Annotated in this window: 14 protein-coding genes; 7 read left to right on the plus strand and 7 right to left on the minus strand. The window is 72.6% G+C overall.

The window, feature by feature from the left end; genetic code table 11:
* Positions 1 to 30: 30 nt before the first annotated feature.
* The 5 genes from OG992_RS23270 to OG992_RS23290 all read left to right on the plus strand — a co-directional run bounded on the left by OG992_RS23270 (position 31) and on the right by OG992_RS23290 (position 4,318).
* Entirely contained in the window at positions 31 to 1,041 is a 1,011-nt protein-coding gene (locus OG992_RS23270) for an ABC transporter ATP-binding protein (protein WP_091403013.1), read from the plus strand.
* The gene (locus OG992_RS23275; protein WP_238683066.1) at positions 1,038 to 2,054 is read left to right on the plus strand and encodes an ABC transporter permease subunit; all 1,017 of its coding nucleotides are present in this window, start codon (positions 1,038 to 1,040) and stop codon (positions 2,052 to 2,054) included. Before OG992_RS23270 ends, OG992_RS23275 begins: the two co-directional genes overlap by 4 nt.
* A gap of 110 nt (positions 2,055 to 2,164) precedes the next feature.
* Positions 2,165 to 2,578 (plus strand): DUF3263 domain-containing protein, encoded by a 414-nt coding sequence (locus tag OG992_RS23280; RefSeq protein WP_238683067.1) that lies wholly within the window; start codon positions 2,165 to 2,167, stop codon positions 2,576 to 2,578.
* A 256-nt stretch (positions 2,579 to 2,834) separates the two neighbouring features.
* The gene (locus OG992_RS23285) at positions 2,835 to 3,659 is read left to right on the plus strand and encodes a hypothetical protein (RefSeq protein WP_266304305.1); all 825 of its coding nucleotides are present in this window, start codon (positions 2,835 to 2,837) and stop codon (positions 3,657 to 3,659) included.
* 149 nt (positions 3,660 to 3,808) lie between these two features.
* Positions 3,809 to 4,318 carry a GNAT family N-acetyltransferase gene (locus OG992_RS23290; protein ID WP_266304306.1) on the plus strand — a complete coding sequence of 170 codons (510 nt, stop codon included), beginning with the start codon at positions 3,809 to 3,811 and terminating at the stop codon, positions 4,316 to 4,318.
* Positions 4,319 to 4,357: 39 nt separating this feature from the next.
* Here OG992_RS23290 and OG992_RS23295 read toward each other — a convergent pair whose 3' ends face one another.
* Genes OG992_RS23295 through OG992_RS23325 form a run of 7 tightly spaced genes read right to left on the minus strand, consistent with a single transcriptional unit; the run spans position 4,358 to position 12,621 of the window.
* Positions 4,358 to 6,571 carry an AAA family ATPase gene (locus tag OG992_RS23295; protein WP_266304307.1) on the minus strand — a complete coding sequence of 738 codons (2,214 nt, stop codon included), beginning with the start codon at positions 6,569 to 6,571 and terminating at the stop codon, positions 4,358 to 4,360.
* A gap of 36 nt (positions 6,572 to 6,607) precedes the next feature.
* The gene (locus OG992_RS23300; protein WP_266304308.1) at positions 6,608 to 7,108 is read right to left on the minus strand and encodes a hypothetical protein; all 501 of its coding nucleotides are present in this window, start codon (positions 7,106 to 7,108) and stop codon (positions 6,608 to 6,610) included.
* Positions 7,109 to 7,146: 38 nt separating this feature from the next.
* Positions 7,147 to 7,905: an ATP/GTP-binding protein gene (locus tag OG992_RS23305; RefSeq protein WP_238683072.1), complete on the minus strand. Its 759-nt coding sequence runs from the start codon at positions 7,903 to 7,905 to the stop codon at positions 7,147 to 7,149.
* Entirely contained in the window at positions 7,883 to 8,371 is a 489-nt protein-coding gene (locus tag OG992_RS23310; protein WP_238683073.1) for a DUF742 domain-containing protein, read from the minus strand. Before OG992_RS23310 ends, OG992_RS23305 begins: the two co-directional genes overlap by 23 nt.
* Positions 8,368 to 8,841, minus strand: coding sequence for a roadblock/LC7 domain-containing protein (locus tag OG992_RS23315; protein ID WP_091402960.1), 474 nt, complete (start codon positions 8,839 to 8,841; stop codon positions 8,368 to 8,370). The genes OG992_RS23310 and OG992_RS23315 overlap by 4 nt, the downstream gene beginning before the upstream one ends.
* Positions 8,838 to 11,456, minus strand: a complete 2,619-nt coding sequence (locus OG992_RS23320) for a sensor histidine kinase (RefSeq protein WP_266304309.1) — start codon at positions 11,454 to 11,456, stop codon at positions 8,838 to 8,840. The genes OG992_RS23315 and OG992_RS23320 overlap by 4 nt, the downstream gene beginning before the upstream one ends.
* Positions 11,443 to 12,621, minus strand: coding sequence for a hypothetical protein (locus OG992_RS23325; protein ID WP_238683075.1), 1,179 nt, complete (start codon positions 12,619 to 12,621; stop codon positions 11,443 to 11,445). Before OG992_RS23325 ends, OG992_RS23320 begins: the two co-directional genes overlap by 14 nt.
* A gap of 372 nt (positions 12,622 to 12,993) precedes the next feature.
* On the opposite strand from OG992_RS23325, the gene OG992_RS23330 reads away from it, so the two are divergent.
* Positions 12,994 to 15,858 carry an alpha/beta fold hydrolase gene (locus OG992_RS23330; protein WP_266304310.1) on the plus strand — a complete coding sequence of 955 codons (2,865 nt, stop codon included), beginning with the start codon at positions 12,994 to 12,996 and terminating at the stop codon, positions 15,856 to 15,858.
* On the plus strand, positions 15,858 to 16,724 hold the full coding sequence (locus tag OG992_RS23335; RefSeq protein ID WP_238683077.1) for an ABC transporter permease: 867 nt from the start codon (positions 15,858 to 15,860) through the stop codon (positions 16,722 to 16,724). The genes OG992_RS23330 and OG992_RS23335 overlap by 1 nt, the downstream gene beginning before the upstream one ends.
* Positions 16,725 to 16,732 lie beyond the last annotated feature (8 nt).

Raw genomic sequence — 16,732 nt, forward strand, 5'->3', positions numbered from 1 at the left:
GTCACGCCCACCCATCGGGGGAGGTGCAGCTTGCCAGCTGTCCTGGAGATCGAAGGTCTACGTAAGACGTACAAGAGTCGTCGACGCGGCACCCGCAATGCGCTCGACGGCTTCGACATGCGGGTCGACGCGGGGCAGGTGCACGGCTTCCTGGGTCCCAACGGGTCCGGCAAGACCACCACGCTGCGTACGCTGCTCGGCCTGATCCGGCCCGACGGTGGCCGGATGGCGCTGCTCGGGCACGAGGTTCCCGACGCGCTGCCCACTGTCGCCGGCCAGGTCGGCGCGATCGTGGAGAGCCCGCAGTTCTTCCCGCACTTCACGGCCCGGGACACGCTGTCCCTGCTCGCGGGGGCAGGCGAGGTGCCGGCGGTCAGGGTCGACGAGGTGCTGGAACTCGTCGGGCTGCGCGACCGGTCCGGCGAGCGGGTCAAGACGTACTCGTTGGGCATGAAACAGCGGCTCGCCGTGGCCTCGGCCCTGCTGAAGAACCCGAAGCTGCTCATCCTCGACGAGCCGGCCAACGGCCTCGACCCGGGCGGCATCCGGGAGATGCGCACGCTGATGCGTACCCTCGCCGAGTCCGGAATGACAGTGGTGCTGTCCAGTCACATCCTCGGTGAGATCCAGCTGATTTGCGACTCGGTCACCATCATCTCGCTGGGCCGGCGGGTCGCGTTCGGCCCGGTCGACGAGGTGCTCGCGCAGCACTCGTCAGGTGCGGTCCGGATCCGGCTGGAGGCGGTCAGCGACCTGCCGGTGGCCACCGAGGCGCTCACCCAGGCCGGGATCCGGGTCACCGGTCACCCGGACCACCTGATGCTGGCCGGCGTCGACAAGCCGGCGTCGGTGACCCGGCTGCTCGCCGAGAAGAACCTCTACGTCAGTGAGTTGGCGCCGATCGCCGTCGACCTGGAGAGCGTCTTCCTCGAACTGACCGCCACCGCGCCGGTACCCGGCCAGCACCGGCAGGTCGACGAGTCCATGAAGGTCGGTGGGACGGGTCAGCCCGGTCCCGCCGGGGGAGGGTGGGGCGCGTGAGCCTCTTTCGTACCGAGCTGCGCCGGCTCAGCAAGCGGCGTTTCACCCGCTACATGACACTGCTCGGCCTGCTGGTGCTGGCCGCGGTGGTGGTCGGGGTGTTCTTCACCAACCAGAAGATCGATGCCGGCCAGCTCGCCCGGGCCGAGCGTCAGGCCGACCAGCAGTACCAGGAGCAGGTGCGCTGGAGCGAGCAGGAGCGCGTCGCGTGTGCGCAGGCCAAGGCCTCCGGCACGGCGACCGAAGGCCGCTACCCGGACGACTGCTCGGTGATCACTCCGCCGCCCCGGGAGGAGATCAAGGCTGAGTGGTTCCTGCCGTCGACGTTCGACTTCAAGGAGACGTTCGACGAGACACTGATCCCGTTCGCGGCGATCCTCGCCCTGGTCGGGTTCGTCATCGGAGCGTCCTTCGTCGGTGCCGAGTGGAGCACCGGCGGCATGATGAACCTGTTGCTCTGGCGGCCGAAGCGGCTCACCGTACTGCTCACCAAGCTGGCCGCGCTGCTCACCGGCATCCTGGCGGTGACGCTGCCTGCCGCGGTGCTGTGGTTTGCCGGGTTCTGGGCGATCGCCAACCTCCGGGGCAGCACCGAGAAGATGACCTCGGGGGTCTGGCAGTCGTTCATGCTGACCGGCGTACGCGGTGTGGTGCTGGTGTTGGTGCTCACCACCATCGGCTTCGCCCTCGCCTCGCTCGGTCGGCACACAGCGATGGCCCTCGGTGGCGTGGTGGCGGTGATGGTGGTCGGCCAGTTCGGCCTGGGCATCCTGCTCTCCATGGCCGGCGTGCGGTTCGCCGAGGCGTGGCTGCTGCCCACCTACGCGGTGGCCTGGATGACGAAGACGGTCAAGCTGGAGGACTGGAACGCCTGCAACGCGACCTACTACGGGGAGTGCAAGCCGGCCACGATGGAGATTACCTGGCAGCAGTCCTCCGTCCTGCTCTCGGTCGGGGTGGTGGTGATCCTCGGGGCGGCGCTCTGGGCGATGCGTCGCCGCGACATCTCCTGACCTGACCGAAGTGACGCGGCGCGGTCGGCCCGGCCGTCGGGGTTCCCGGCGGTGAGGACCGGCCGCGCCGCCTGCTGCGTCCCTGGTCGCCGCTGACTAGGCTGAACGACATGTCCGCCGACACCACCCCGGCCGCCCCCGAGCCGTCCATCGACGCTCGTCCGGGTGAGGTCGCGGGTGCTGCCGGGCCGACAGTCCCGAACCCCCGACCGGCGCCGCCCATCGAGACCACCGACGAGCTGGCACCACCCGCCGACGAGTCTGCGCAGCCCACTGATCCCGCTGATCCGGCGGCGGGGCTGACCGAGCGGGAGCGCGCCATCCTCGCCTTCGAGCAGCAGTGGTGGCGGCACGCCGGCGCCAAGGAGCAGGCCGTCCGGGACACCTTCGGGATCTCGTCGACCCGGTACTACCAGCTGCTCAACGGCCTGCTGGACAATCCGGCAGCCCTGGCCGCCGACCCCGTGCTGATCAGCCGACTCCGACGGTTGCGCTCGTCGCGCGCCCGTAACCGCCGCCGTTAACCGCGCGCTCCCGCGCTCCCGCGCGCTCCCGCGCGATCCCGCGCGATCCCGCGATCTTGCACTTACTGTCGTCGATTCGCGTCTTTTGTGCGTCTTTGTCGGGACACAAAGTGCAAGATCGCAGCGTTTGTCGCCTGCAGGAATGTCGCCAGGCCCAAGGGGTACGCGGGGAGCGCTCCGGGGCGCCGGCAGGTGGCCGGAGGCGACGGAGGGAGCGACAAATGACCGCCACCAACCGCAGGTGGGAGCACCGGTGATGCGGGTACGCTCCGCGTCCGCGCCGTCCCCGGGTCGGCCGGTCAACGAGGATCTGGTCTTCCGGTTCGGCCCGCTGGTCGGTGTCCTGGACGGCGCGACGGTGCCGGACGGCTTCGACACCGGTTGCGTGCACGGGCCCGAGTGGTACGTCCGGCACCTGGCGGCCCGGATCGGCGTCGCCGAGGCGGTACGCCCGGCCGCCCGGCTGACCAGCAATCTGGCCGCGGCGATCCTCGCGGTGCGCGCCGACCACGGCGGGCAGTGCGACCTCGACCACCCGGGCACCCCGTCCAGCACTGTCTGCCTCCTGCGGGACTGCGGCGACCAGGTGGACTACCTGGTGCTCTGCGACAGCCCGCTCGTCCTCGACGCCGGCGGGCAGGTCAGCGTGGTCACCGACAACCGGCTGGACGCGGCGATGGCGGAGCTGCGGGAGACAGTGGCCGTCGTGCCGGGCGGCGCGGCGGACCCGGTCACCCGGTTCCGGCACGCCGTGAGCGTCCAGCGGGAGCGGATGAACCGCACCCACGGCTACTGGGTGGCGGCCTCCGACCCGGACGCGGCCTTCCACGCGGTCACCGGGACCGCGCCCCGACACGGTCCGGGGGCGCTACGGCGGGCGGCGCTGCTCAGTGACGGCGCGTCCAGCGCGGTGGAGCAGTTCGCGCTGACCGACTGGGCCGGTCTGCTCGACCTGCTGAGCGCCGACGGTCCGGGCGCGTTGATCGACAGGGTGCGGGACGCCGAGCGCGACCACCCCGACCGGCTGCGCCGGCACAAGTCAACCGACGACGCTTCGGTGGTGTTCTGCGAGTTCGGGTAGGCGTTTCGGGCCGGTGACACCCGGTCGGGTGACAACAGAGCGTGATGTGGAACACCCGGGCCGCCCGACCGGCCGGTACCGCTGTCCGGACCGCCAGTGGATGGCCAATGGGGTGGACTTCGGCCGATGAGGGCGGCAGACTGCGGCACGTGGCGGGTGCGGTCCGGCTGGAGCCGGTGGACGAACGGAACCTGGAGCCGTTGCTCTCCGTAGCGGCTGCGGAGGCGGAGCCGGGTGATGTGATGCCCCCGGTCGAGGCACCCGCCGGCTGGTCGCTCGCCCGTCGCGAGGCGTTCCGCGAATTCCATCGGGCAAGCTTCGGCGGGCTGGACGGCCCAACCGGCTCGCAGATGTACGCCATCCTCGTCGGCGGCGAGGTGATGGGCATGGTCCGGATGACGCGCTGTGACGAGCCGCGCACTGTGGAGACCGGGATGTGGCTCGGCCGGTCGGCGCGCGGGCAGGGAATCGGCGCGGCCGCCCTACGGGAGTTGCTGAACGCCGCCGCTCGAGCGGGCATGCGGGCGGTGGTCGCCGAGACGACCCCGGACAACATCGGCGCGGTCGCCGTCTTGGAAAAGTGTGGCGCGAAACTCCGCGAGGACGACGGCACGGTACGCGCCGAAATCTGCCTCGATTCGACGCCGCCCGCCTTCTGAGCTGCCCGTCGGGGCCGGCGAAAGGTTGCGCTGGTCTGATCACTCCCGGTTGGCGGCGTACGCGGCCAGGCCGGCGACCTGCGCCGGGTCCAGCGACGGTCGTACCCGGGCCCGCGCTGTCGACACGTGCTCGGCGGTGACAGTGGCGGCGGCGAGCGACTCCCGCATCGCGGCCAGCGCCGCCTCGCGAATCAGCGCCGCACAGTCCGCGGCGGAGAAGCCGGTCAGCTCGTCACCGAGAGCCGGCAGGTCGACGTCCGGTGCCAGCGGCACCTGCCGGGACGCGGCCCGCAGGATCTCCGCGCGGGCGGGCCCGTCCGGCGGTGGCACGTAGACCAGCCGCTCCAACCGGCCCGGCCGCAGCAACGCCGGGTCGACCAGGTCCGGCCGGTTCGTCGCACCGACCACCACCACGTTGCGCAGCGTCTCCACCCCGTCCAACTCGGTGAGCAGGGCGGCGACCACCCGGTCCGTGGTGCCCCCGTCGGTGGCCTGGCCGCGTACCGGCGCCAGCGCGTCCACCTCGTCCAGGAAGATCAGCGTGGGGGCCGCTTCCCGGGCCCGACGGAACAGCTCGCGAACCGCGCGTTCGCTCTCACCGACCCACTTGGAGAGCAGTTCCGCCCCCTTGACCGACAGCACGTTGGCCCGCCCCGACCCGGCCAGCGCGGTGACCAGGTAGGTCTTGCCGCAGCCCGGCGGCCCGTAGAGCAGCACGCCGCGCGGCGGCTGCACGCCGAGCCGGGCAAAGGTGTCCGGGTAGGTCAACGGCCACAGCACCGACTCGGTCAGCGTCTGTTTGACCTCGTCCAGGCCACCCACGTCGTCCAGTGTCACCGAGGCCAGATCCAGCGTGGACGCCGCCATCGTGGTGGGCCGGACCACCTCCCGGGCGGCGGTGAAGTCGGCCATCGACACCGTCGGCGTCTCGGCGGACTTCTGCCGCAGCGCCGCGCGTACCCCGGCCTCCCGGACCAGTGCGGCCAGGTCCGCAGCGACGAACCCGGGGGTACGCGCGGCCACCTCGTCGAGCCGGACGTCGTCGGCCAACGGCACCTGCCGGGTCAGCACTGTGAGCTGTTCGCGGCGCAGCGCCTGATCCGGGAGCGGGACGCTGATCCGCAGCGACAGCAGGTCGGGCGCGCGAAGCGCGGAGTCGACCGCCTCCGGTCGGCCGGTCGTGCAGACCACTGCGACGCCGGCCCGAATGCTCTCCGCGAGCACCTGACGGAACACCGTCGCCACCGGACCGGGGTCGTCAGCGGGTGCGAGCGCCTCGACGTCGGTGACCAGCAGTACCGCCGGGCCTTCGGCCCGTGCCGCCGATGCCGCGACGCGCAAGCGCTCGGCGGCGGCCTGACTGGTCAACGCGGCCACCTCCGGCGCCCAGAGCGGGTGAACGCGCGCACCGACCCGGGCGGCCACGGCCCGGACCAGCGCCGACTTCCCGGAGCCCGCCGGGCCGACGAGCAACACCCCCAACGAGATGGTGGTGCCCAGTCGACCCAGCACCTCCCGGTGGTGGAAGCCGAGGTCCAGCAGTTCGGTCAGTTCCTCGGCCTGGGCCCGCAGCCCGGGCAACTCGTCCACGTCGGGCGCGTCCTCCGCCGCAACGGTGTCGGCGCTCGTACCCGGCCGGGTCGACGTGGCGCCGGCCGGGGCGGGCCCGCCGTGGGTCGTCGCACCGTGCTCCCAGGCAACAGACGTGTCCATGGTGACCAGGGCGCCGGTCGCCGGCTCGACAGTGACCACGCTGAGCAGCGTGCTGGTCCAGGCGAAACCGACGGTGTTGGCGAGGCTGCGTCGTGCCGCCTCGACCAGGCTGCGGACCGAGGCGTCCGGCAGCACGTCCTGCGGCAGCAGCGACACGTCGTCCCCGGCGGTGAGCACCTTGCCCAGCAGGGCCAGCCGGAGCATCTCCGGGCTGACCGCCGCGACGACCCCCACCGGCCCGGCCAGGACGACCCGGCTCGCCGAGACCAACGGCACCGGGCTCACCCGCACCTGACCGCCGTCGCGCAGACCCAGGTTGCCCAACGTCAGGTCGTCGGCGTACAGCAGGGCGCTGCTCGCGCCCGGCCCGGCCGCCGCGGCGATCCCGGCCGTCTCGCGGCGGCCGACAAGGCGGACCGGGTCGCCGGGGCGCAGCCCCAGCGCTGTCAGCGCCTCCGGGTGCAGGCGCACGATGCCCCGTCGGGCGTCGAGCGCCGCCGGCCGCAGGCTCGCCGTCAGGGTCAGGTCGGGTTGCGCCACTGCCCGACCGTAGCCGCCGTCAGCCAGCCCCGCCGGTCAGCGCCGCGGATCCAGCTCGTCCAACAGCGTCGGGTCGCTTCGGATCAGCTCGGCCAACCGGGCCGCCGGGTCCGGCGTCAACCCGTCCGGACCGGGTGCCCAGGCGGGCACCGTCCGGCCGGACAGCGGCCAGGCCGGCGGGGGTTCCACGGGCGTCGGCGGGGCAACGGGTCCGACAGTGACGGCAGGCCCGTCCCAGGAGACCCGCATCGGGTACGTCCGCCCGGCGTGCTCCACCTGCACTGTCACCGCCAGCCCGGGGTACGCCCCGACGACCTGGCGGACCGCCTCGGCCACCTCCTCGACCGGCCCCCAGCCGGCCACCTCGCTCGGAGTCTCCACCCCCGCGTGCCGGCCCGACCGGGCGTTGCGGGTGTCACCGCCGAGGCCGGGCGGGCTCGACGGTGCTGTGGTGTCGTCACGGTCGGCGGCCCGACGGCGTGACGCCTCCACACGTCGGGCCAGCCGGGCCAGCGTCTCGTCCAGGTCGCCCCTCACCAGATCACCTCTTCCCGCCACGGCCGGAGCTGGTCGGCTCAGGCCCTCCTGTCCCGGGTAGCGCGGTCCAGCGCGCGGTCCAGGACGACAAGTAGTGCGTCCCGCACCGAGAGCCGGTCGCGGGCATCGAACTGCACCAGGGGCACATGGTCACCGATGGCCAGCGCCCAACGGATCTCGCCGAGTTCCAGGGCCAGCCGCCCGTCGAAGGCGTTGACCCCGACGACGAACGGCAGCCCGGCCCGCTCGAAGAAGTCGATGGCCGGGAAGCAGTCGTCCAGTCGGGCGCTGTCCACCACCACCAGCGCGCCGAGCGCTCCCCGGGCCAGGTCGTCCCACATGAAGCCGAACCGGGTCTGCCCCGGCGTGCCGAACAGGTAGAGCTTCAGGCTGCGGTCGATCGTCACGCAGCCGAAGTCCATCGCCACAGTGGTGGTGGTCTTGGTGGACCGGGCACCCGGGTCGTCCACGCCGATCCCGGCGGTGGTCATCTCGGCCTCAGTGGTCAGTGGCGCGATCTCGGAGATCGCACCCACTGTGGTGGTCTTGCCCACCCCGAACCCACCGGCCACCAGGATCTTGACCGGGATCGGCGGTGCGGCCGGCTTACCGGACGGAGGTGACGTCGACCCCGCGCCGGCCGGGGGCCGGTACGGAGGCGGCGCGGTCGGCGGGGGACCGGCCCGCCCGACTATCGGCCCGGTGCCCGGGGACATGCCGTAACGGGCGGCGGCGCTGTTCGCGGCGACCCCGCCGAGCGGGGCGACCGGCCATTCAGGAGATCGCACGGAGTCCATCAATCACTCGCAGGATGAGATCGGGGTCGACAGCGTCGTCGGTGTCGGTCACGTGCACGTCCAGGTGCCCGGCGGCGCGTAGATCGCCGACCAGGACCCGCGTCACGCCGAAGTGCAGTCGGGCGCGGGCCGAGATCTCGGCCACCGAGATCGGCTCGAGGCAGAGCGCGATGATGGTCTGAAGTTCCGGTGCCAGCAGCGCGCCGGGTGGGCCGGCCCACCAGCCGCTGTCCATGCGGGCGGTCACCTGGGTCTCCAGCCCGATCGCCGGGTCGGCGCCCGCGACCCGCCCGGAGGTGAGCACGAACGGACGGGGACCGGTGGGTTGGTCCCCGTCCGGCTCCGGCTCGGGCAGCGCCGGTGTCGCCGCCGCGCCCACCCCGGTCGGGGGTGACGTGCGCAGGTACGGTCGGATCCGAACCCTCGGGTCCGGATCCGGATCCTCGCCGGCGACGTCGGGGGTCACTGCTGAACGGCGTTCTTCAACTCGACGATCAGTCGCGGGGTCAGGGCGCCACCGGCCCGCCCGGCGAAGAGCGTCATCTCGTACGCGACGGTGCCCAGGTTCGCCGAACGGTCGGCGACCACCCCGAGCACGGAACCACTGCTGATCGCGCTGATCAGCAGGTAGCCGTCGGCCATGTCGACGATCACCCGGTTCAGGCCGCCGAGGGCGTACCAACTGGCGGCCCCACCGGCGAGGCTGGTCATTCCGGACACGACGGCGGCCAACCGCTCCGCGTTGGACCGATCCTTGATCGCCGACATGGCCATCAGCAGACCGTCCGAGGAGACCGCGATCGCCTCCAGGACCCCGGCGGTGCTGGAGGTGAAGGAGTCCAGCAGCCAGTTGAACGTACGGGCCTCCGGGCTGAGGTCCCCATTGGCGCTGGGCTGACTCTGGTCGACATTGTCGTGCAGGAAGGGGCTGGTCACCGTGATGATCCTTCTTCGTTCCGGTGGTCGGGGCTGACTTCGCGGAGAGCGCGGGCGACGCCCGCCTCGAACTCGCTGATGAGGTCGCGGACCTCGTTCGGGTCACCGAGGTTGGTGCTGGGCGGTTGGCAGACCGGGATGGCGGTGAGGTTCGCTCCCGGCACCCGTCGGCTCAACCGGGGCCGCTCCGGTGCGGCATCGGTCGAGCCACCACCACGCGGCACCGTGGGGCCGGCGCCTCCCGGGGTGCTGGGTAGGTCGACGGTCGCGCCCAAGTCCACCACGGCCGCCCCGGCCCCGGCCGACGGGTCGCTGGCCGTCCGCGCCGACGCGCCGTCGAGGCCCGGCGCCACGTGCAGTTCGGCGCGGCGTACACCGGCTTGGAAGGCCTCGACCAGCGCGCGGGCCGCGGCGGGGTCCGCGCTGGTGGCGTCCACCGGCCGGGTCGTCGGGGCGGTGGCGTGCAGTGTGGCCCCGGGCACCCGCTGCCGCACCCGTGGCCCGCCCGGCTTGCCCACCGGTTCCGGGTTCTGGGGTTCGGGAACGGCCTGCTCCGGCTGGCCCCTACCGAACGCGTTCCAGGACGGGCCGGCGTCCAGGCTGAGGGTGGCCCGGCTCAGCAGATCCGAGTCGAAGCGGGCCGGCGCGGCGACGGCCACCGCGCTGGGCCGCGCTTCGTGCTCGGGGTGGGGCGTCGCCGTCGTACGCCGGTCCCGATCCGGCACCGCCGCGCGGGCCACTGTGGCCCCGGCACGGTCGGCGCGGCGTAGCACCAGCGACGTCGAAGGGATCTCCAGCTGCGCGGTCACCCCTCCGCCGCCGGTGGCGGCCAGGGCGACCTGCCAGCCGTGCCGGCGGGCCAACCGGCCCACCACGAAGAGACCGAGGACCTCGGTCGGGGCCAGGTCGAGCCGTTCCCGGCGGGTGAGCCGGGCGTTCTCCTCGGCCATGCGTTGCTCGCTCATGCCGATGCCGTGGTCCACCACCGTGAGCCGTGCGCCGAGGCCGGACGTCTCGGCGGCCACCAGTACCCGGGTGTGCGGCGGAGAGAAGACCGTGGCGTTCTCCATCAGCTCGGCCAGCGCCAGGACGAGGTCACCGACCACCGCCGGAGCGGCCGAGACGCCCGCCGGCACCTGCACCTCCACCCGGGTGTAGTCCTCGATCTCACCGAGCGCCAACCGGACCACGTCGGCCAGCGGCACCGGCGCGGTGTGCGCGTCGGCCCCGGCCGAGCCGGAGAGCACCACGAGGCTGCCGGCGTTGCGCCGCAACCGGCTGGAGATGTGGTCGAGTCGGTACAGGTGCTCCAGGCGGCCCGGGTCGGCCTCCTGCTGCTCCAGCCGGTCGATCAGCGCGATCTGCCGACCCACCAGGTTCTGGGTACGCCGTCCGACGTGGCCGAACATCTGCGCCACGTTGCGTCGGCCGGCGACCTGCCGTTCGACCAGTTGCGCCGCGGTGTTCTGCACCCTGTCGAAGGCCCGCGCCAGGTCGCCGATCTCGTCGTTGGCGCGGATGTCCACCGGCTCCAGCCGGACCGCATGGTGTCTTTCCGCCTCGTCGTCGGTGACCCGGACCAGCTCCGCCTCGGCGACCCGGGCGACCCGGTCGGCCGAGCGGGTGAGTCGGGTCAACGGTCGGGCCACCGTCCGGGCCACCGCCACGCTGAGCAGCACGACCAGCGTCAGGATCAACGCCGCCGCGGCGCCGACCAGGTACGCGGCGGTCAGCGCGCGCCGCTGCTCGGCCGTCACCTCGGCGAGCACGTCGGCGATCAGTTTCTTCTCGACGAACTGGCCGAGCCGGATCATCGTGCGGACGGCCGGGAACAGGGCCTCGATCGTCACATCGCTGACCGCGGCCGCCGGATCGCGGGCGCTCCTGATCAGGAAGTCGGGTTGGGTACGCGCGGCCACGGCGGCGTCGTTGAGCTGGGCCACCTTGAGCTGCTCGGGCGTGATCAGGCTGCGGAAGCGCGAGTTGTCGACCATGAGCGCGGCGATGCACGCCACGTACCCGGCGGTGGTTTCCGGTGTGCCGATCGCCTTGACCAACAGGCTCAGGGTGGCGCAGGTCCCCAGGCCCTCGTCGGCGCGGAGCAGCCCGTCGAGGGCGAGCACCTGACGGCCCGGCAACGTGTCGGTGTCCACCCCGACCACCAGCCGCAGCGACTCGATGATCCCCTTGTTGACCGGGCCGAACGCGTCCATCACCTGACCCGGTTTGGCGGCTCGGGCCAGGACTGCCGTGCGCAGCTCGACGAGGCTGGACACGCCGTCGAGGGCGCTGTCGACCTCGTCGGTCAGCGCGTCGCTCCGCGCCGCCCGCAGGTCGGCAACCCGGTCGTCCACGTCGGCGGACTTACGGACCAGCTCACCGCGTTCGACCCGGCCGAGCAGGAAGCCGACGGAGAGGATGCGTTCCTGCTGGAGGTCCTGGACCAGGCTGCCGACCCGGCTGGCGAGCCGGACGCGTTCGGCGGTGTCGCCGGCCCGCTGTGCCGCGGTGATCCGGTCGAGCATCACCGGCACGGCCAGGCCGACCATGCTGAGCAGCGGAATCACCACGAGCAGCGCGAGCTTGCCGCGGATCCGGAGCCTACCGAGCAGCATCGAACGCCCCCCACTGTGCGGTCTCCGGGTCACGGGCCACGCCGACCGGTTGCAGCGCACGCGGTTCGTCGGTCGGCGGTTGCCACGGGTCGCGCTGCGGCGGGGTGTCGGGACTCTCCGCGTGGGTAGCGGCCAGGGCGGCCCGCCGTTGTGCCCGGCGACCGGCGGCGACCAGCATCGCCGCGAGCCAGCCCAGCAGCAGGACGGCGATGACACCCGCCCCGGCGGTCAGCCAGCGGTCCCGGTCGAGCCGGTCGATGCGCTCGGCCAGCAGGGAGTCCAGCTCGGTGAGGATGACCGGCTGAAGTTGGCGGGCGGAGCGGTGCGAGCTGACCGCTGCGGCACTCAACTGGCCCGGGTCGACCACGCCGGTCTCCTTGGCTGGCAGGGAGTACCCGGCGAGCGCCTCCACCGAACGCTGGTAGGTGTCCAGCGGGGTCAGCACGTTGGCGCCGAGGTCGGTGCTCTCCGAACCGTCAACGGCCGAGCGCAGGTTGTCGACGAGGTCCGCGGCAGGGGTCAGGGCGGACACCCGCAGGCCGGTCAGCTCCAGCAGGCCGCGCGGTCGCTCGGCGGCCGGCCGACGGCTGACGAGCGTGGCCAGGTCGGCCAGCCGACCGGCGCCGACCACCGCCTCGGGCAGCTCCTGGCCGGCGCTGTCCTGGAGGAAGAACGAGTCGGCTTCGGGGTCACGGACCAGCCCGGAGCTCTCCCGGACCTTCCGGTGCAGGGCCAGCAGCAGGTCGGAGACCTCGCCGTACGCGGTGTAGGCGGCCTCGGGATCGGTGGCGCTGCGGCCGCGCAGTGCCTCCAGCTTGGCCCGTACGCCGGCCCAGCGTTCCTGGCTGAGCAGTTCCCCGCCGATGCGGGCGTCCACAGCGGCGGCCTTCTCGACAGCCCCGTTCAACGCCTCCCGGGCCACAGGGCGGCCGTTCACCGCGTTGGACTGGGCCTCCACGAGGGCGTCGGTGACCGCCGCCAGCGCGGTGAGGTACTGCACGCCGAGCCGTTCCCGGGCGGCGAGGTCCCGGTCGTCGGTGACCTGCCGCCAGTTCGACGTGACGAGCAGGCCCAACGGCGCCAGCAGTGCTCCGATGAGCAGCAGGGGCAGCAGCCGGCCCAGCGTGGACGGCCGTCGACGGGCCCGCGGCGCGGGGACTGTCATGTGTGTCTCCTCCGGCGTGGGGCGCTGATCGGCGCGGCGTCGGGCTGGCCGACAAGTCCCGTGCACCGGACCGGAAAACTAATCGAACCCCCGCCTGGTCAGACCTCACTCGGCGAGTCAGGTTCGCGTCACTTCGAGCCATGTCACCATTTGTCCGCGTTACCGCCACGCTCTGTGTCCGCTGTGGGTGTGACATGGAGGGATCGAGGTGGATATCCGTGGAAGATCGGAATTCACGGGATCCGAACTCAACTCGCTGTGCCGCGTCGGACGTTGCGCGCTCGCACCCCACCGCGCACCGATCGGGGCAACCGGACGGACGTACGGCGGATCTCAGCCAACGCTCAGGCTGCGGGCCGTACCGTGTGCCGCATGACATCGCCGTCGCCGGCCGCGTGGTTCCGGCGTGCCCTGCCCACCCGCCGCCGGGCGATCGCCGCCGCGGTGGTCGTCGTGCTGTTGGCCGCCGCCGTGACCTGGGCGGTGTGGCCACAGGGACCGGGCGTACGCACCGAGAGCGCGATGCTCACCGTCCGCTCCGGACCGTCCGGTGACCAACCGGTGAACCTGGACACCACCCTCTACCTGCCGGACGACGCCTCGTCCGGTCGGAAGGTGCCGGCGGTGCTGCTGGCGCACGGCTTCGGCGGCACGAAGGAGTCGGTGCGCTCCGACGCGGAGGAGTTCGCCGGGCGCGGCTACGCGGTGCTGACCTGGACCGCGCGGGGTTTCGGCCGCAGCGGCGGTGAGATCCACCTGGACAACCCGGACTACGAGGTACGCGACGCCGAGCGGCTGCTGGACTGGCTGGCCGCGCGGCCGGAGGTGCGCACCGACGCCGCCGGCGACCCGAAGGTCGGTGTGGTCGGTGGCTCGTACGGCGGTGGGTTGGCGTTGCTGTTGGCCGCCCAGGACCGCCGGGTCGACGCGATCGTGCCCATGATCACTTGGAACGATCTTTCCCGTGCGTTCCTGCCGGAGAGCACCGGCGCAGCGCCGACCGAGGGTGTGTTCAAGAAGGGCTGGGCCGGCCTCTTCTTCGGCGGGGGCGGCAACGTGGGCTCCGGCCCGGCCGGGCTCTCCGGCGCGACCGCCGCCCAGCCGCAGGGCGCACCGGCCTCGGCCGGCCCGCCCAGCCCCGGGCCGGGCGCCGGCCCCGGCACCGGTCCCGGTGGCGCCCCGGCCGGTGCCGCCGACCCGTCCTGCGGTCGGTTCGCCGCCGACGTCTGCGCCGCGTACCTGCGGATCGCCACCACCGGCCGTGCCGACCAGGCCGCCGTGGACCTGCTGCGCCGCTCCAGCCCGGCCGGTGTGCTGGACCGGATCAAGGCACCCACCCTGCTGGTGCAGGGTGAGGCGGACACCCTCTTCCCGCTCGGTGAGGCGGACGCCAACGCGCGCGGCATCGCCGCCGCCGGCACCCCGGTGCGGGTCGCCTGGTTCACCGGCGGGCACGACGGTGGCAGTGGACCCCGCTCGGACGAGGACCGGGTGAAGTTCCTGACCGTCCAGTGGCTCGACCACTACGTCAAGGGCGAGGGCGACGCGCCCGGCGACGACTTCACCTGGTCGCGGATCGCCGGCTTCGACGCGCTCGACAGGGGCCTCGTCGCCACCGGCTTCCGCCGCCCCGACTACCCGGGTCTCACCGGTAACGCCCGTCGGGAGGTGACTGTCGCCGGCCCGGCACAGCCGATCGCGAACCCGCCGAACGGCAACCCGGCAGCCATCTCCTCGATCCCGTTCGCCGGCGGACTCGCCTCGCTGCTGGACGGCGTGGCCGGTGACGTGCCGGGCCAGCACGCCCAGTTCGAGTCCACCCCGCTGACCGAGGCCGTGGACGTGGCCGGTGCGCCCACCGTCACGGTGCGGGCCGCGTCGCCGACCGGCGAGGCGGTGCTCTTCGTCAAGCTCTACGACGTCGACCCGGACGGCGCGGCCACCCTGCCGAACGGCCTGGTCGCCCCGATCCGGCTCACCGGCCTTCCGCAGCAGGTGCAGGACGCCCGCCCGGTCACCGTGACGCTGCCGGGGATCGTGCACCGGGTGGAGGCCGGGCACCGGTTGCGGCTGGTGGTGGCCACCTCCGACCAGGCGTACACCACGCCGGCCGCGCCGACCGTCTACACGGTGGCCGCTGACGGCGCGGTCATCCTGCCCACTGTCAGCGGTGAGCCGATCCCCACCGCGGCGACGATCTGGCGCTGGGTGCTCGCCGGCCTGCTCGCCGCCATCGTGATCGGGCTCGTCGTGGTCGTCGCACTGGTCCGCCGCCGGCACCGCCGCCAGGACCGGTCGGTGCACCCGGAGTACGCGGACACCCCGCTGGCAGTGCGCGCGCTGCGCAAGGAGTACGCGGACGGCTTCGTCGCCGTGTCGAACGTGGACTTCGAGGTCCACCCCGGTCAGGTAGTGGGTCTGCTCGGGCCGAACGGCGCCGGCAAGACCACCACCCTGCGGGTGCTGATGGGGCTGACCCAGCCGACCGCCGGGGAGATCTACGTCTTCGGTCGTCGGCTGGTGCCCGGCTCGCCGGTGCTGTCCCGGATCGGGGCGCTGGTGGAGGGGCCGGGTTTCCTGCCGCACCTGTCGGGTCTGGACAACCTGAAGGCGTACTGGCGGGCCACCGGGCGGCCGTGGGAGGACGCGCAGTTCGACGCGGCGCTGGAGATCGCCGGGTTGGGCGACTCGGTGCACCGGAGGATCAAGAACTACAGCCACGGGATGCGCCAGCGGCTCGCCATCGCCCAGGCCATGCTCGGTCTTCCCGAACTGCTGGTGTTGGACGAGCCGACCGACGGGCTGGACCCGCCGCAGATCGCCGAGATGCGCCGGGTGCTCCAGCGGTACGCCACTGACGGTCGGGCGGTGCTGGTCTCCAGTCACCTGCTGGCCGAGGTGGAGCAGACGTGCACGCACGCGGTGGTGGTGAACAAGGGCCGGATCGTGGCGTCCGGGCCGGTGGAGGAGATCGTGGGCGAGTCGCCGAGCGTGCTCTTCGACGTCACCGACCCGGTGGCGGCGCGAGCGGTGCTGGACCGGCTGCACGGGGTCCGCGTGTTGCCGGAGAGCGACGGCCAACTGGTGGTCGACACCAACGGCACGGCCCGCAGCGAGGTGGTGGCGGAGCTGGTGCGCGCCGGCATCGGGGTGGACCGGGTGGTGCCTCGGCGGCGCCTGGAGGACGCGTTCCTCGCCCTGGTGGGCGAGAACTCTCGGGGAAGCGGTGACCGGTGATGGTTGTTACTGACGCGGGTGAGGCCCGTGGCTACCGGCCGTCGGCCACCATGCCGTTCGTGGCGGAGTTCCGTCGGCAGGCGTCCCGACGGCGGACCCAGTTGGCGCTCGGGTTCATGGTGTTGCTGCCGCTGATCATCCTGATCGCGTTCCAGTTCGACTCGGGCGGCGACGACGACAACGGTCGCAACGAGTTCGCCAGCCTGGTCGAGCTGGCCACGTCGGGCGGGCTCAACTTCACCCTGTTCTCGATCTTCGTGTCGGCGTCGTTCCTGCTGGTGGTAGTCGTCGCGCTGTTCTGCGGCGACACGGTGGCCAGCGAGGCGAGCTGGGGCAGCCTGCGATACCTGTTGGCGATCCCGGTGCCCCGGGCCCGGTTGTTGACCGTGAAGCTGGTGGTCGCGCTCGCGTACTCGGGACTGGCCCTGGTGCTGTTGGCCGGCACCGCGTTGCTGGCCGGCACCCTGCGCTACGGCTGGTCACCGCTGCGCAGCACCGTCGCCGCCGAGCTGGAACCCACCGAGGGGTTGCTCCGGTTGCTGGCCGTGCTGGGCTACCTGGCCGTCGTACTGCTGGTGGTGGCCGGCCTGGCGTTCCTGCTGTCGGTGATCACGGACGCCGCGCTGGGCGCTGTGGGTGGTGCGGTTCTGCTCTGGATCCTGTCCAGCATCCTGGACCAGATCACCGCCCTGGGCGCGCTGCGCGACTTCCTGCCCACCCACTTCAGCACCGCCTGGCTGGGTCTGCTGTCGACTCCGGTGCAGACCGACGACGTGGTGCGCGGCTGCATCTCGGCGATCAGCTACGCGACGCTGTTCTGGGGGTTGGCGTTCTGGCGCTTCACCCGCAAGGACATCACCTCGTAGCGGGTCGG

Source organism: Micromonospora sp. NBC_00362 (genome assembly GCF_026342155.1).
GTDB classification, from domain to species: Bacteria; Actinomycetota; Actinomycetes; order Mycobacteriales; family Micromonosporaceae; genus Micromonospora; species Micromonospora hortensis.

Bases quoted from the DNA above. Each gene is read 5' to 3' on its own strand.
- OG992_RS23280 (WP_238683067.1), top strand. From the start codon at position 2,165: ATGTCCGCCGACACCACCCCGGCCGCCCCCGAGCCGTCCATCGACGCT.
- OG992_RS23285 (WP_266304305.1), top strand. From the start codon at position 2,835: ATGCGGGTACGCTCCGCGTCCGCGCCGTCCCCGGGTCGGCCGGTCAAC.
- OG992_RS23305 (WP_238683072.1), bottom strand. From the start codon at position 7,905: ATGGACTCCGTGCGATCTCCTGAATGGCCGGTCGCCCCGCTCGGCGGG.
- OG992_RS23320 (WP_266304309.1), bottom strand. From the start codon at position 11,456: ATGCTGCTCGGTAGGCTCCGGATCCGCGGCAAGCTCGCGCTGCTCGTG.
- OG992_RS23325 (WP_238683075.1), bottom strand. From the start codon at position 12,621: ATGACAGTCCCCGCGCCGCGGGCCCGTCGACGGCCGTCCACGCTGGGC.
- OG992_RS23330 (WP_266304310.1), top strand. From the start codon at position 12,994: ATGACATCGCCGTCGCCGGCCGCGTGGTTCCGGCGTGCCCTGCCCACC.
- OG992_RS23335 (WP_238683077.1), top strand. From the start codon at position 15,858: ATGGTTGTTACTGACGCGGGTGAGGCCCGTGGCTACCGGCCGTCGGCC.